Below are 13,211 nucleotides of genomic sequence, written 5' to 3' on the forward strand. Positions count from 1 at the left end.
TTGAGACTCTGGGCTCCTGCTTTCGCAGGAGCACGGAAATCAGCCGCAGCGCTCTCCCAGTTTCACAAGCCGGTAGCTCACCGTCCGGCTGCCCCCGCGTCCGCGATACCGCATGCTGTCGGTTGCCGCGGAGTCGCACTTCGAGCCTTCCAGCCACGCACCGCCGACCTGGCATTGCGCCCTGTGAAACCCGCTCGCGCAAACCCGAAACCCCGCCGGAACGGCAACCGCCGCCGACCAGCCCTTCGCCGGCACCACCAGTGTTTCCGGCGTCTGCACCACCGGCTTCGCCGCCGCCCTGGGCGCCTTCGCCGCCAGCGCAGTCACGCTCGCCTCCAGATCCTTATACCGATCCCCCATCCACCCGGTAAGCGTTACGCGCTCCTGCTTGGCGGCGGCGATCACCGCCTCATCCTCGGGCGTGATCGCTTCGCCGCGCTCCAGCCGGGTGCGGATTTCGCGAAGCTGTGCCGCGCGCGCTTCGTTGCGGCGCTGCTCCACCAGCCGCTCGACCTTGGCGAGTTCGTCATCCTGCGGCCGCCCGGTCCGCATCCATGCCGGAACGCCCAGACTGGCGAGCGCGCGCTCAGGGATCAGCATGTTCCCGAGCGCGATCAGCAGCGCCAGCAGCGGCAGCCCGATGAACACCGCTTCTTCCAGCTTCGGCGCGACTCGCCCGAACAGCCACAATGCCAGTACCACCACCGGCGCCAGCACCACGAAGGGCAATGAAGCGCCGAGCGACCGGTCCCCGGGGGCCAGCGCGAACAGCAGCAGCGGGATCAGGAAGGCGAGAAATATCCGCGCAAGGATGCGGCCATAGCCGAGCAACGCGCCCCCGGCGGTTCCCGCACCACGCACCACCGCGACGCCGCCGCCGACCAGCAATAGCCCCACCAGATGCGTCGGCTGGAGAAACGCATAGAGCGCGGCGAGGCCGAACCCGGCGATCAGCGCATAGTTCATCCACGCCAGCCCCAGGCTGCGGAATAATGCACCGAGGAACAGCATCACGATCAGCCCGGCGATCACCAGGATCAGCCGCCGGTGCATCTTCTCGACCGAGACCCCCGCCGCCTCGATCGTCTCGCCGACTTCACTGCGTGCCTTGCCGAGCATTTTCAGCGTCCCGGCCTTGACCGATTGCAGTGCGGAGCGCCGCGCGGGTGGCGCAATCGCCGCGGCCTGTGTGGCCGTTGTCGCCGGAAGGTCGTTCATCGCTGCCCCCAATGCCTGCCGACTCGTGCATAGACGAGCACGCGAATCGCGGGAAGTGGCGGCTGGTTCGGAGAGAAGCCCGGGGCGGGTGGGTCGACGCGAGACCGGGTAAAAGCTGGTCGACCCACCCTGGAATGAAGCGTCAAACGCTCGGGGTATCCTTATCCTTGCAGTCCGCGTGCCAGTTCGAACGAAGCACGCTTTCTCAAGTGTTTGGATGGTTAACACCCTCGGCAACCACATCGCATCTGTAAGCGATTCCGACAGTTTCGGCGCCGTTCCGGCCCGCATGCGCTCGTCACCTTTCCGCATTGTTCATCCCGCGTTCACTCGCTTGACTACAGACGTAATCACGACGATTACAAAGATAGTCGATGAAAGAGGGACTGCGATGACCGAACGTATCAGCGACGCCGAGCATGCCGTGATGGAAGTGCTGTGGGAGAAGTCGCCGCTCACCGCCCAGGAAGTCGTCGAGCGCGTGCCCGCCGAGCGCGGCTGGAGCGCCAACACCGTCAAGACGCTGCTCGGCCGCCTGCTCGCCAAGTCGATCATCGCGCATGAGGAAGAGGGGCGGCGCTATCTGTATCGCCCGCTCGTCGCCCGCGCCGATTATGTCGCGGGTGAATCGCGCAAGCTGATGGATCGGCTGTTCGGCGGCAAGCTCACCCCGCTGGTGGCGCACCTCGCCGAGCGCGACCAGATCACCGATCAGGATATCGCCGAGATCGAGGCGCTGCTCAAGGATCTCAAATCGTGAGCGCCGGGCTCTCCGGCTGGGCGATCGAGACGATCGTCGCGACCACGCTGCTGATGCTGCTGGTGCTTGCCGTCCGCGCGCCAGTCCGCAAGGCGTTCGGGCCGTATATGGCCTATGCGCTGTGGCTGCTGCCGGTGCTGCGCATGCTCATGCCGCCGCTGCCGGCGAGTTGGACCGAGCAGGCGGCGGCGCCGGTCGCCGCGGCCAGCGACGTCATCGCCTATTATGTTGTCGAGCCGATCGCCAGCATCTCGGACACCCCGGTCACCGCTGCCACGGCAAGCTCGATCAACTGGCTGCTGATCGCCGGCATCGCCTGGGCTGCGGGGGCACTGCTGTTCCTGGGCTATCATCTGATCTCGCACACCCGTTATTGCCGGAATCTGCTCCGCGCCGCGCGGGTCGATCGCACTGTGGCCGAGGGTAGGGTGCGGGTGATCGAGACCGATGCAGCGCACGGTCCGCTCGCCTTCGGCGTGTTCCGCAAATATGTCGCCTTCCCGCGCGATTTCTCGGAGCGCTATGACGAGCAGGAGCGCGATCTGGCGCTGGCACATGAGCTTGGCCACCATGTTCGCGGGGATCTGATCGCCAACTGGGTCGCGCTCATCGTCCTCGCCATCCACTGGTTCAACCCGGTTGCCTGGAGGGCCTTTCGCGCCTTCCGCGCCGATCAGGAAATGGCCTGCGACGCCCTGGTGCTCGCCGGCCGCGCCCAGGCGCTGCGCCATGCCTATGGCCGCGCGATCGTCAAGTCCGCGCATGGCGGTGCGGTCTCGGCGGCATGTCACTTGCACACGATAAATGAAGTCAAAGGGAGGTTACGCATGCTTTCGAAGACCGGAAAACTATCTCCCACGCGCCTTGCTTGCGGGTTGGTTGGTGTCAGCGCCCTGAGCCTGGCCGCGCTGGGGCTCACCGCCTCCGGCACCCAGGCCGCCGAGACGATCAAGAACGAGGTCGAGGCCGTCACCGGCGTCACGCTCGGCCAGGATGTGCCCGCGCCGCCGGCGCCCGCCGCCGCGCCGCGCGCACCGGCCGCTCCGGAAGCCCCCGGGGCGCCCGAAGCTGGCAACCGCCATGTCGAGCGCCACGTCTATCGCTTCAGCGACGACGACAAGGACGGCAAGGGCGGCAAGCGCGTCAAGAAGATCGTGATGGTCCATGCCGACGGCACCCGCACCGAAACCGAAATGCCCGATATCGACAAGATCATGGCCGATATGCCCCAGATCCGCGACGGCAAGTGCGGCGGTGGTGGCGAGCCGACCGTCGAGCACCGCATCGATGGCGGCAAGAAGGTGATGATCATCTGCACCGATCGCATTGAGCGCGTCACCGCCGATGCCACCCGTTTGGCGATGCGCGGCAAGCGCTTCGGCATGCAGGGCGCGCTGATGAGCCTGCGTCACGCCCGCCGCAGAGTCGAGATGGACGGCGAGCTCAACGGCGACGAGCGCGCCAAGGCACTCAAGGGCATCGACGAGGCGATCCGCGAGCTCGAGAAGAACAGCGACAAGGACTAGACCTTAGGGGGAGGGCGTTTGCTTTAGTGCCCCTTTCGCAAATGCCCTTCAGGAAGGGGCCGGCTGAACTCCTTCGCAGCCGGCCCCTTTTTGCTGTGACTTGTTGAATGCACGCGCCGGGGGCATGCACAGGGCATGACGACTGGCGCGCCTCACAGCAAAGCTCCCGCAACCGCTGACGCGGCGCTGCGCACCCGGCAAATCTGGTTCACGCTGGTCGTCGCCGCGCTGGCACTGTGGATGGTGCTGCCCTTCGCCACGCCGATCGCCTGGGCGGTGGTGATCGCGATTGCAGAATGGCCGCTGTTCCGCCGCGGCATCCGCCGCTTCCCCGGCCATCCGCTGCTCGTGGCGCTGGGGCTTACCCTCGCGACTGCCTTGCTCGTCATCCTGCCGCTGTCGATCGCGGCGGTAACGCTGGCGCAGGAAAGCCAGGTGGCGCTGGCCTGGTTCCAGCAGGTCCAGCAGAACGGCCTTCCCGAACCGGGCTGGCTGCACGATCTGCCCTTGGTCGGCGAGCGTGTCGCGGCGTGGTGGCGCGAGCACCTCGTCCACGGCCCGCAAGCCAGCGCGCTGCTCGCCGCGGTCAGCGCGACATCGGTGCTCGCCTGGACCCGCTCGATCGGTGCCGAAGTCGCCAAGGACTCGGCGCTGTTCGTCGAGACGCTGCTGGTGCTGGCGGCATTGCTCGCCCGCGGCGAGCATATCGCCGTGCAGGCGGAGATCGTGGCGCGGCGCATGTTCGGCGATTTCGGCAGCGCGTTCCTCCATCGCATCACCGGCGCCGTGCGCGCAACGGTCAACGGCACGATCCTCGTTTCGGTGATCGAGGGCGGTTTGATCGGTGTCGCCTATGCCGTGGCCGGAGTGCCCCAGCCCCTGTTGTTCGCGACCTTCACCATCGCCCTCGCGCTGATCCCGTTCGGCGCGTGGCTGGCGTTCGGGCTGGCGAGCCTGATCCTGATCGGTGGCGGCCATGTCCTCGCGGGCACCCTTTTGTTCGCGTTCGGCGCGGCGGTCATGACCATCGGCGACCATGTCGTGCAGCCTTCGGTGATCGGTTCGGCGGTGAAGCTGCCGTTCCTGCTGGCGCTGCTCGGTGCCTTTGGCGGCCTTGCCGAGCTGGGTCTGGTCGGCCTGTTCGTCGGCCCCGTAGTGATGGCGGCGGCGCTGCTGGTGTGGCGGCAATGGATGGCAGGCGATGCCGAAACCTTGCAGGCGCCCCCGCCAGCGGCCATCTGATAGGGTGATGAACGATTTCCCCACCGGCGTTGCGATGGCGATCGATCCGCTGGTCACGCGGGTGCTGGCGCCCAATCCCTCGCCCTTCACCTATACCGGCACCCAGACCTATCTGGTCGGCACCACCGAACTGGCGGTGATCGATCCCGGCCCCAACGAGCCCCAACATCTCGCCGCGCTGACCGCCGCGATCGCCGGCCGCAGGGTGATCGCGATCCTCTGCACGCACACCCACCGCGACCACAGCCCCGCCGCCGCGCCGCTCAAGGCGCTGACCGGCGCCCCGATCGTCGGCTGCGCGCCTCTGTCGCTGGCCGATGCCGGTCCCCGCGCCGATGCCGCGTTCGATACGACCTACATCCCGGATCGCGTGTTGACCGATGGCGAAAGCGTCACCGGCCCTGGCTGGACCCTCATTGCAGTCGCCACCCCTGGCCACACCTCGAACCACCTCTGCTTCGCGCTCCCAGAAAGCGGCGCCTTGTTCACCGGCGATCATGTCATGGGCTGGTCCACCACCGTGGTTTCACCCCCCGATGGCGACATGGCGGAATTCATGGTGAGCCTCGACAAGCTCATGCACCGTCAGGATCGGATCTACTTCCCCGCGCATGGCGAGCCGATCGAGAGACCGCACCGCTTCGTCCGCGGACTCATCGGTCACCGCAAGCAGCGCGAGGGGCAGATATTGCGGCTGCTCAAGGCCGAGGTGCACGCGGTTCCCGATATGGTCGCGCGCATGTATGCTGGCCTCGATCCGCGGCTGTTCGGGGCCGCGGGCCGCTCGGTGCTCGCGCATCTGATCGATTTGCGCGAGCGGGGTGTTGTCGTGGGAGGCGATGACGAATGGAGGATCGCGGCTTGAGCAAGGGATGCATGGGGCTGGTCGGCACGCTGCTGGCGCTGATCCTCGTCATCGGCGGCGGTTTCTGGTTCCTCGGCGACCAGCTCAAGCGCCAGTTCGCCGCGCCCAGCCCGGTGACCGTCGCCCAGGCCAGCCTCCAGGGGCTGCGCGAGCAGAACCGTCTCTCGACCTTCGCCGCGCGCTATGTCGCCGTGGTCACTTCGACCCAGAGCCGCCTGGGGCTCGAGGCCAAGAAGACGATGATCATGCCCGGCAATGTCCGCTACGAGGTCGATCTCTCCAAGCTCCAGCAGCGCAACCTCAGCTGGGACGCCGCCAACAACAAGCTGACCATCACCTTGCCGCCGATCGAGGTCGTCGGACCCGAGGTCGATATCAACAATATCCGCGAATATGGCGCCGGTGGCTTGTTGATGTCGCTCACCAATGCCGAAGACGCACTCGACGAGGCCAATCGCAAGGCGGCGCAGGTGGAACTGGTCCGCCAGGCACGCGAGGAAACGCCGATGCGCCTCGCTCGCGACGCCACCCGCCGCGCAGTCGAACGCAGCTTTTCGATGCCGCTCCGCGCGATCGGCGTGAACGCGAACGTCGAGGTGCTCTTCCCCGACGAGACCAACGCACCTAGCGAGCAATGGGATGTATCGCGCAGCGTGAGCGACGTGCTCGCCAACCGGAATTGAGGAACTGATGGACGGACGTTTGGGAATGGGCGGAAGCCTCGCCGGGCTGGACTTGCGCGCCGAGATCGATCGGCTGCGCAAGGAGCGCAACGCCGTCATCCTCGCGCATTATTACCAGAAGCCCGAGCTCCAGGATTTGGCGGATTTCGTCGGCGACAGCCTCGATCTCAGCCGCAAGGCCGCCGAGACCGATGCCGATGTCATCGCATTCTGCGGCGTGCGCTTCATGGCCGAGACCGCGAAGATCCTCTCGCCCGACAAGATCGTCGTGCTGCCCGACATGAATGCCGGCTGCAGCCTCGAGGATAGCTGCCCGCCCGATCAGTTCGCCGCCTTCCGCGCCAAGCATCCCGATCACATCGCGCTCACCTACATCAACTGCTCGACCGAAGTGAAAGCGCTCTCCGACATCATCGTCACCAGCTCCTCTGCCGAAAAGATTCTCCAGCAGATCCCGGCCGATCAGAAGATCATCTTCGGCCCCGACCGCAACCTCGGCGGCTATCTCACCCGCACGCTGGGCCGCGAAATGCTGTTGTGGCCGGGCGTGTGCATCGTCCACGAAGCGTTCAGCGAAACCGAGCTGCTCAAGCTCCGCGCCCAGCACCCCGGCGCGCCGATCGCCGCGCACCCCGAATGTCCGCCGCACATCCTCGACCATGCCGATTATGTCGGCTCGACCCGCGGCATCCTCGATTTCGCCAAGAGCTTCCCAGGCCAGACGCTGATCGTCGCCACCGAGCCGCACATCATCCACCAGATGGAAAAGGCGCTGCCGGAGAAGCAATTCATCGGCGCCCCCGGCGCGGACGGCAACTGCAACTGCAACATCTGCCCCTACATGGCGCTCAACAACATGGAGAAGCTGTATCTCGCCCTGCGCGACCTGACCCCGCGCATCGAGATCGAAGAAGGTCTGCGGCTGCAGGCGAAGAAGTCGCTCGATCGCATGCTGGAAATGGCCAGCGCGACGGTCGGGCAGGGCGATTTGGGACCGGTGCCGGCAGTGGGCGGGCCGCCGACCAAGGGGGATTAGATCGCGTCAGCGCGGCGGCATTTGAACGACCAGCATCGGTATTTCCTCACCGTTGCACTGCGCGATCTGCCGGTGGGCGGGCGCGAAATCGCTTTCGCCGGTCATAACGCGCACCGCGCCGCCCGGCGCACTTTCCGCGGCGACCTGAATGCAGATCGGCACGGCACATTGCCCGGTACAAAGCGGGCTCAGCAGTTCGTGATCGGCCTTTGAGATGGGTATCATCGCGCCGCGCGACAGGCCGAACGGATTGACTATCGCCCAATAGGCATCGTGGCGCCGGTCTTTGGTGACCTTCTCCACCGGATATTTGGCAATGCTTGCCACGCCGCCGGCCGAAAATGCGTATCGATCGGCGAACGACCAGGCGGCAATGTAGAATATGAAGGCGCCCAGGAAGGTCACCAGCGCCGATGCGATCATGTTGGTGAACCGGTCGTTCCAGTCCCGATTTATACGGGCTAAAATCCTGCCGAGCCAGAGACCCAGCCCCGCCCCAATGGCCGCACTCGCTCCCCAAAGCGCAGCCGGGATCGGCGTGAGCAATTGTGATGAGGGCGTGAGGGCGTAGATCGAGACCAGCGCGAAGACAGCGAGCAAGCTGGCCAATTGCACGCCTTCCGAGGCGCTGATCGGTGCGGGCCATTGCCTGTTGGACACGTCGTCGCCGATCTCCCTTGCGATGCCCTGCGTCTATGGCACAAGCGCGGGCATGTCAGAAATCCAGATCCCCGGCTTCGACCTCCCCGCCTTCATCGCCACCACGCTCGCCGAGGACCTGGGCGACGCTGGCGACATCACCTCCGCCGCAGTCATCCCCGCCGACGCGATCTTCGCCGGCGTCATGGACAGCCGGGACGCGATCACCGTCGCGGGCCTTCCCATCGCCGAGGCATTCTTTCGCGCGCTCGACCCGCAAGTCAGCATCGAGCGGCTGGTGCAGGATGGCGAGCGCGTCCCCGCCGGCACCGATCTGATGCGCCTGCGCGGCAAGGCCCGCGCCTTGCTCACCGCCGAGCGTTCGGCGCTCAATACCGTTCAGCACCTCTCCGGTATCGCGACGATGACGCGCGCCTATGTCGACGCCATCCACGGCACCGGCGCGACCCTGCTCGATACCCGCAAGACCATCCCCGGCCTGCGCCTGCTCGAGAAATACGCGACCCGGATGGGCGGCGCGACAAATCACCGCATGGGGCTGTGGGACGCGGCGATGATCAAGGACAATCATGTCGCCGTCGCCGGCTCGGTCGGCGAGGCGGTGCGCCGCGCGGTGGCGGCGGGCATCGCCAGCATCATCGTCGAGGTCGACCGCATCGACCAGATCGCGCCCGCGCTGGACGCGGGCGCGACACACCTGCTGCTAGACAATATGGAGCCCGATACGTTGCGCGAGGCGGTGGCGCTGGTTGCCGGGCGAGTGCCCACCGAAGCTTCGGGCGGCGTCCGCCTCGATACCATCCGGGCCATCGCCGAAAGCGGCGTCACCTTTGTCAGCGTCGGCCGGCTCACCCAGTCGGCCCCCGCCGCCGATATCGGGCTCGATTTCAAAACCGCTTGAAATGTAGGATTTCGCCTGCTCGGCTGCGCCGGTCGGCATTGCCGGCCCGCTCTTTGACTCCGTTGATCCACCCCACCCAGGCAAACGCGCGTAAGCGCCATTTTACCGCCCCTCGCGGATGCCCATGGTCAGTGCGACCATTGGGACCATTCGCGGCCGATCAGCGCTGGTCGATCACCGCGCTCGACGGGTGATGCTTGTCGAGATGCTTGCGGATGATCCGCAGATTGCGCGAGTTTGAGCGGAAGAGGAGATCGGGGACTATGCCGACGACCGGGATCAGCCCGAGCAGCCAGTCGAACCCGACATTGCCGAGCATGCGGACGATCGCGCTCTTGGGCATGTTGAGGTTGCGCGCCTCCATGACCATGTAGAGCCCCATCGCCGCCGCGACGAAGTCGCCGCCGATCGGGATCAGGTCGAGGATCACGTCGAGGCCGAATTTCTGATTGGTGCCGGGAATGGTGAAGCCGCGCTCGAGCAGCTTTTCCATGCCCTCGATCCGGCGGCGCACCGCGGCGACATCCCTGCCCAGCGGCAGGCCGTGGCTCAATCCGGAAGCCATTCGCGTTGCTTTTGCCACTGTCCTCACCTTTCGTTTCGCAGGTGGTTCAACGGGTGCCAGGCGCGGCTGTTCCCTTGCCACGCCCGTAGCCGAAGCGCGACGATAGACCAGCGCAGCGGTTGAGCAATCGGAATATATGCGGCGTCGGCGGTCAGCGCCGCGTCGGCCTCGGCGATGCGGCGGGCACGGGTCGGGAGATCGGGCGCGTCGCGGCCGGCCTCGACCAGCGCGGTGGCCGCCTCGCCGCACGGCGCGCAGGCGATGGCGACGAACCAGCGCCCGCTGTCATAGGGGGCGACGGCGTCGATCAGCCGCAGCTCGGCCTCATCGTCGCTGCCGACGCGCACCGCTTCCGCCCCGATCGCCCGCATCGCCTCGGCGAAATAGGCCCAGACCAAAGTCGATCCCGGGCCAGCGGGCAGGGCGATCCGCAGCACCGGCGCGGCGCCATGCGCCCGGCGCCACGCCGCCACGGTCGCGGCGGCGCTGGCGCGGCGCGCCTCCATCGCCAGTGGCGCCCAGGCGGGCTGCGCGATGGCGGCGGCGGAGTCGAGCTGCGCGGGCAACAAGGTCTCGATCGGCGCCCAATCGGAGCTGATCGCTTCGGTCAGCGCCTTGCGGTCGATCGCCATCGCCACTGCGGCGCGGTTGGCGGGTTCGGCCAGGAAACCGTCGCGTCGCGCCACCGCCAGTCCGAACAGGCCGAGCGCGGCATCGGTGCGGATGTTCGCCGGGGCGATCCCCGCCGCCGAGACGATCGGCCAGTCGGCGAAGCTGCCGCCCAGGATCAGATCCGACTGGCCGTCCTTGAAACGCGACAGCGCGCTCGCCGCGCGCTCGCCGCCCAGCAGGATCGTCTGCTCCGGTGCCGGGCCCAACTCATCCGGCGCATCGGGATCGGGGGCGGGGCGCAGCAGCATCCCGCGCCCGTCCGAGCGGGCGATGCGGAATGGGCCGCTGCCGCCGCCCGCGCGCACCACCGCCAGTTCGGGCTGGGCGAAGAGCTGGAGCAGGTCAGGGCGCGGGCGCTTGAGCCGCACTTCGATCACCTGCGGCGTCATCTCGACGATCTCGTCGATCACCGCGAGGAACGGAGCCAGCGCGTTGCGGCTGTTCGCGGCGGCGGCGCGGCGCAGCGCCCGCACCACCTGCTCGGCGGTGACCGGCTCGCCATCGGCCCATTCGGCTTCGCGCAGGCGGAAGATGAAGCTGCGCCCGTCGTCGATCACGATCCAGCGCTCGGCCAGCCCCGGCTCGATCTGCCCGGCGGCATCGAAGCGCACCAGTCCCTCGGCGGTGGCGCCCAGCAACACGCGGGCTGGGGTGGCGAGCGCCCCCGCGCTTGGATCGTCCGCCCGCACCGCGCCGCCGATCGCGCTCACGATCACCGGCGCATCGTCCTTGCGCTGCCCGGCACCGCCGCAAGCGGCGAGCGCGAGAGCGAGGAGAAGGGGCAGGCGGTTCATCGATGCTCCGGCTGTGGGTTGCCGCCGTGTATGACCCCCGGCAAGCGCTGCCAACCCCCGGGCCGCCCCGTGATGCGCTCGCTCTGCCGCATCGCGGCAAGACCCCCCGCGACCCGACGGGCCGCCACGGATTAGGTTCCGGCATCCCTTCTCAGGAGACCATCGTGGCAAGACTATTCAGCAAGTTGGCGGTCGCGACCGCGGCATTGTCGCTCGCCGCCGGCCCGGCGCTGGCGCAAAACAGCGCCTCGGCACTGTCGCTCCGCGCGCACACCACGGCCAAGAACAAGTCGGATATCACCGGCCCGCCGCTGATCGCGGTCATCGGTCTGCTCGCCATTGTCGGCGGCGGCATCTTCATCGCCGTCGATGACGATCGCCCCGACAGCCCGTAAGCGCCAGCCTATTTGCCGAGATCGGCGATCCGGCCGCGCTCGGCCTCGGGCACCAGCCCCTCGAGCACGGCCCAGAAGCCGCCCACGGCCCCCTGTCCGGCACTCGAATAGGCGCCCGACATCTTCTCGCGCAGGGCTTCGAACAACTCTGCTTCGAGCGCTGCGCCCGAAGGGGTCAGCCGCAATAGCCGCTGTCGCCGGTCGCGCTCGCCCGCTCGCGTCTCGACCAGCCCGCGCTCGGCCAGTTCGCCCAATACGCGCCCCAGCGATTGCTTGGTGATCGCCAGCAGCGCCAGCAACGCGCTCACCGTCAGTTCGGGCTTGCGGGCGATGAAATAGAGCGCACGGTGATGCGCGCGGCCAAGGCCCTGCGCGGCAAGACCGGCGTCGATCGCGCGGGTCATATGCGCATAGCCGAAATAGAGCAATTCCACCCCGCGGCGGATTTCCGGCTCGCGCAGGAACAGCGGCGATGCCGTGTTCGGCGAGGCGGGAATTGGGGCAGCCATGTTGACCATCTTTGCCACCGCGCCTAACCGTTCGCAACCCATAGACACCCTGGCAAACGGATGACGGAAATGGCCGACGCGACGATCCTGGATTTCGAGTTCGAAGCGCACGCCAATCCGGTTTCCGACACCAACCGCGCCGAAGCGCTCGCCAATCCCGGCTTTGGCCAGATTCTGGCCGATCACATGGTCCAGATCCGCTACTCCGAAGAGCGCGGCTGGCACGATGCCCGGGTCAGGCCCTATGGTCCGCTCTCGATCGATCCGGCCTGCGCGGTGCTGCATTATGCGCAGGAGATTTTCGAAGGGCTTAAGGCCTATCGCCTGCCCGATGGCGGCGCGGCACTGTTCCGCCCGGAAGCCAATGCGAAGCGTTTCAACGAGTCGGCGGCGCGGATGGCGATGCCGGAGATGCCGGAGGCGCTGTTCCTCGCCTCGCTGCGCGAGATCGTCCGCACCGAGCGGAACTGGATCCCCGATATCGAAGGCGGCTCGCTCTATTTGCGGCCCTTCATGTTCGCCAGCCAGAACTATATCGGCGTGCGCCCCGCGAGCGAGTTCATCTATCTCGTCATCGCTTCGCCCGCCGGCTCCTATTTCAAGGGCGCCGAGTCGGTCACCCTGTGGACCTCCGAGCATTACACCCGCGCCGCGCCGGGCGGGACGGGCGCCGCCAAGTGCGGCGGCAACTATGCCTCCAGCCTCGTCGCGCAGCAGGAAGCGATCCGCGAGGGCTGCCACCAGGTCGTGTTCCTCGACGCGGTCGAGCGCCGCTGGGTCGAGGAACTGGGCGGCATGAACATCATGTTCGTGTTCGAGGACGGCTCGATCCAGACCCCGCCGCTGGGCGGCACCATCCTCCCCGGCATCACCCGCGATTCGCTGCTGACGCTGGCCCGTGACGCCGGGATGACGGTGCGCGAGGAGCGCTACGGGATCGATCAGTGGAAGGCCGATGCCCAAAGCGGCCGCCTGCGCGAGGCTTTCGCCTGCGGCACCGCCGCGGTCGTCACCTCGATCGGCAAGGTCCGGGGCCGCGATTTCGAGTTCACCATCGGCAATCAGGGGCCGGGCCTGGTCGCGCAGAAGCTCAAGAGCGATCTGGTCGCGATCCAGCGCGGCCGCGCACCCGATCCGCACGGTTGGGTGCATCGGCTGTTCTGACCCCCTTCCATCCCGCGCAAGTGGAGCTATAAGCCCGCTTCCCGTTGGGGCGTCGCCAAGTGGTAAGGCAGCGGCTTTTGGTGCCGCCATTCCCAGGTTCGAATCCTGGCGCCCCAGCCAACCTTCCGGCCTATTCCAGCAAACGCACCAAGGGGTAACTCGACGGTGCGCTGGCCGTAATCGTATTTTGAGGCATGGGAAATTCGAACCGCCTCGCGTCG

At 67.1% G+C, this 13,211-nt stretch carries 14 protein-coding genes and 1 tRNA gene; 10 read left to right on the forward strand and 5 right to left on the reverse strand.

Features of this window, described 5'->3' with window-relative positions; genetic code table 11:
* Window positions 1-39 precede the first annotated feature (39 nt).
* On the reverse strand, window positions 40-1,218 hold the full coding sequence (locus tag KF730_RS05395) for a hypothetical protein (RefSeq protein WP_294092738.1): 1,179 nt from the start codon (window positions 1,216-1,218) through the stop codon (window positions 40-42).
* Between the two features lie 391 nt (window positions 1,219-1,609).
* Here KF730_RS05395 and KF730_RS05400 point away from each other — a divergent pair, with 391 nt between their 5' ends.
* The 6 genes from KF730_RS05400 (at window position 1,610) to nadA (ending at window position 7,330) form a co-directional block, all read left to right on the forward strand.
* A complete protein-coding gene (locus KF730_RS05400) occupies window positions 1,610-1,978 on the forward strand; it encodes a BlaI/MecI/CopY family transcriptional regulator (RefSeq protein ID WP_294092739.1) in 369 nt (122 codons plus the stop codon).
* Window positions 1,975-3,504: a M56 family metallopeptidase gene (locus KF730_RS05405; RefSeq protein ID WP_294092741.1), complete on the forward strand. Its 1,530-nt coding sequence runs from the start codon at window positions 1,975-1,977 to the stop codon at window positions 3,502-3,504. The genes KF730_RS05400 and KF730_RS05405 overlap by 4 nt, the downstream gene beginning before the upstream one ends.
* A 135-nt stretch (window positions 3,505-3,639) precedes the next feature.
* Window positions 3,640-4,746 carry an AI-2E family transporter gene (locus tag KF730_RS05410; protein WP_294092743.1) on the forward strand — a complete coding sequence of 369 codons (1,107 nt, stop codon included), beginning with the start codon at window positions 3,640-3,642 and terminating at the stop codon, window positions 4,744-4,746.
* 7 nt (window positions 4,747-4,753) lie between these two features.
* Window positions 4,754-5,611: an MBL fold metallo-hydrolase gene (locus KF730_RS05415; RefSeq protein WP_294092744.1), complete on the forward strand. Its 858-nt coding sequence runs from the start codon at window positions 4,754-4,756 to the stop codon at window positions 5,609-5,611.
* Window positions 5,608-6,294 (forward strand): DUF4230 domain-containing protein, encoded by a 687-nt coding sequence (locus tag KF730_RS05420; protein WP_294092746.1) that lies wholly within the window; start codon window positions 5,608-5,610, stop codon window positions 6,292-6,294. The genes KF730_RS05415 and KF730_RS05420 overlap by 4 nt, the downstream gene beginning before the upstream one ends.
* A gap of 7 nt (window positions 6,295-6,301) precedes the next feature.
* Complete coding sequence (gene nadA / locus KF730_RS05425) at window positions 6,302-7,330, forward strand: quinolinate synthase NadA (RefSeq protein WP_294092748.1); 1,029 nt, start codon at window positions 6,302-6,304, stop codon at window positions 7,328-7,330.
* Between the two features lie 6 nt (window positions 7,331-7,336).
* Here nadA and KF730_RS05430 read toward each other — a convergent pair whose 3' ends face one another.
* Window positions 7,337-7,990 (reverse strand): hypothetical protein, encoded by a 654-nt coding sequence (locus KF730_RS05430; RefSeq protein ID WP_294092750.1) that lies wholly within the window; start codon window positions 7,988-7,990, stop codon window positions 7,337-7,339.
* Between the two features lie 52 nt (window positions 7,991-8,042).
* On the opposite strand from KF730_RS05430, the gene nadC reads away from it, so the two are divergent.
* Complete coding sequence (gene nadC, locus KF730_RS05435; protein WP_294092751.1) at window positions 8,043-8,891, forward strand: carboxylating nicotinate-nucleotide diphosphorylase; 849 nt, start codon at window positions 8,043-8,045, stop codon at window positions 8,889-8,891.
* A gap of 160 nt (window positions 8,892-9,051) precedes the next feature.
* Here the strand turns inward: nadC and KF730_RS05440 are convergent, their stop codons facing one another.
* Both KF730_RS05440 and KF730_RS05445 read right to left on the reverse strand, forming a co-directional pair.
* Complete coding sequence (locus tag KF730_RS05440) at window positions 9,052-9,456, reverse strand: DUF4112 domain-containing protein (RefSeq protein WP_294092752.1); 405 nt, start codon at window positions 9,454-9,456, stop codon at window positions 9,052-9,054.
* A gap of 23 nt (window positions 9,457-9,479) precedes the next feature.
* Window positions 9,480-10,922 (reverse strand): ABC transporter substrate-binding protein, encoded by a 1,443-nt coding sequence (locus KF730_RS05445; protein WP_294092753.1) that lies wholly within the window; start codon window positions 10,920-10,922, stop codon window positions 9,480-9,482.
* A 164-nt stretch (window positions 10,923-11,086) separates the two neighbouring features.
* Here KF730_RS05445 and KF730_RS05450 point away from each other — a divergent pair, with 164 nt between their 5' ends.
* Window positions 11,087-11,317 carry a hypothetical protein gene (locus KF730_RS05450; RefSeq protein ID WP_294092755.1) on the forward strand — a complete coding sequence of 77 codons (231 nt, stop codon included), beginning with the start codon at window positions 11,087-11,089 and terminating at the stop codon, window positions 11,315-11,317.
* Window positions 11,318-11,325: 8 nt separating this feature from the next.
* Here KF730_RS05450 and KF730_RS05455 read toward each other — a convergent pair whose 3' ends face one another.
* Window positions 11,326-11,826, reverse strand: coding sequence for a helix-turn-helix domain-containing protein (locus KF730_RS05455; RefSeq protein ID WP_294092757.1), 501 nt, complete (start codon window positions 11,824-11,826; stop codon window positions 11,326-11,328).
* 69 nt (window positions 11,827-11,895) lie between these two features.
* Between KF730_RS05455 and KF730_RS05460 the strand changes: the two genes are divergently transcribed.
* Window positions 11,896-12,990, forward strand: a complete 1,095-nt coding sequence (locus tag KF730_RS05460) for a branched-chain amino acid aminotransferase (protein ID WP_294092759.1) — start codon at window positions 11,896-11,898, stop codon at window positions 12,988-12,990.
* A gap of 45 nt (window positions 12,991-13,035) precedes the next feature.
* A tRNA-Gln gene (locus KF730_RS05465) sits at window positions 13,036-13,110 on the forward strand.
* Window positions 13,111-13,211: the final 101 nt, after the last annotated feature.

The sequence above is a fragment of the Sphingomonas sp. genome, assembly GCF_019635515.1.
In the GTDB taxonomy this organism is placed as follows: domain Bacteria; phylum Pseudomonadota; class Alphaproteobacteria; order Sphingomonadales; family Sphingomonadaceae; genus Sphingomonas.

What these genes read in the sequence shown, in the direction of transcription:
- KF730_RS05395 (WP_294092738.1), bottom strand. Translation starts at nt 1,218, where the DNA reads ATGAACGACCTTCCGGCGACAACGGCCACACAGGCCGCGGCGATTGCG.
- KF730_RS05400 (WP_294092739.1), top strand. Translation starts at nt 1,610, where the DNA reads ATGACCGAACGTATCAGCGACGCCGAGCATGCCGTGATGGAAGTGCTG.
- KF730_RS05410 (WP_294092743.1), top strand. Translation starts at nt 3,640, where the DNA reads ATGACGACTGGCGCGCCTCACAGCAAAGCTCCCGCAACCGCTGACGCG.
- KF730_RS05415 (WP_294092744.1), top strand. Translation starts at nt 4,754, where the DNA reads ATGAACGATTTCCCCACCGGCGTTGCGATGGCGATCGATCCGCTGGTC.
- nadA (WP_294092748.1), top strand. Translation starts at nt 6,302, where the DNA reads ATGGACGGACGTTTGGGAATGGGCGGAAGCCTCGCCGGGCTGGACTTG.
- nadC (WP_294092751.1), top strand. Translation starts at nt 8,043, where the DNA reads ATGTCAGAAATCCAGATCCCCGGCTTCGACCTCCCCGCCTTCATCGCC.
- KF730_RS05440 (WP_294092752.1), bottom strand. Translation starts at nt 9,456, where the DNA reads ATGGCTTCCGGATTGAGCCACGGCCTGCCGCTGGGCAGGGATGTCGCC.
- KF730_RS05445 (WP_294092753.1), bottom strand. Translation starts at nt 10,922, where the DNA reads ATGAACCGCCTGCCCCTTCTCCTCGCTCTCGCGCTCGCCGCTTGCGGC.
- KF730_RS05455 (WP_294092757.1), bottom strand. Translation starts at nt 11,826, where the DNA reads ATGGCTGCCCCAATTCCCGCCTCGCCGAACACGGCATCGCCGCTGTTC.
- KF730_RS05460 (WP_294092759.1), top strand. Translation starts at nt 11,896, where the DNA reads ATGGCCGACGCGACGATCCTGGATTTCGAGTTCGAAGCGCACGCCAAT.